The organism is Streptomyces sp. ISL-36, assembly GCF_018614205.1.
In the GTDB taxonomy this organism is placed as follows: Bacteria; Actinomycetota; Actinomycetes; order Streptomycetales; family Streptomycetaceae; genus Streptomyces.
In genome coordinates, this window is sequence record NZ_JAGGOS010000058.1 from 1 (window position 1) to 672 (window position 672).

The following is a 672-nucleotide window of genomic DNA, read 5'->3' on the forward strand; positions in this document are numbered from 1 at the left end:
CCACGGCAGGCCGGAGGGCGCCGGCCGCGCCGCGCCCTCGGCGGCGGCGGGCTTCCTCGGCCGCAGGGCGAGCGCGGCGGCCGTGGAGGCGGCCACCGGCAGGATCGCGAGGAGGGTGAGAGCGGCGGCGAGCGGGATCGGCTGGTCCGCGGCGAGCAGTTCGGCGGCCGCCCCGTCGAAGGGCAGCCCGGTGATGTCCCCGCGCAGGTGCAGGTAGAACAGCAGCGCGAGCATCGAGCCGAGCGTGCAGGAGACCGCCGTGGAGGCCGCGGCGACCGCGGTGAGCCGGGCCGGGCCGAGTCCGATCGCGGAGAGACCGGGCCGGGGCCGGGTGCTGGGATCCGTACGGGCCACGGCGACCGCGAAGTGCACGGTCGCCGCGAGCGGGATCAGGCACCACAGCAGGCGCGCGGTCGCGGCGGCCGAGTGGGCGGGATGCCCCACGGCGTACCCGAGCGTGCACAGCAGCAGAAAGCCGACCCCCGCGGCCGCCGCGGCGACCAGGAGCCGCCGCAGCAGGACGAGGGGGTGGGTTCCGCGGACTAGACGGAGAGCGAGCACGCGGCGACGCCCTCCGCCCCGGTCGTCGGCGCCGCCGCGCCGACCCGGCGCCCGTCGAGCAGGGCGACCGTGCGGTCGGCGAGGTCGGCGACCTCGGTGTCGTGGGTGGCG

2 pseudogenes are annotated in these 672 nt (G+C 78.7%); both read right to left on the minus strand.

The window, feature by feature from the left end:
* Window positions 1-561: pseudogene (locus J7E93_RS16105) on the minus strand (hypothetical protein); the annotation flags it as partial.
* Window positions 543-672 (minus strand): annotated as a pseudogene (locus J7E93_RS37085) (ABC transporter ATP-binding protein); the annotation flags it as partial. The pseudogenes J7E93_RS16105 and J7E93_RS37085, both read right to left, overlap by 19 nt.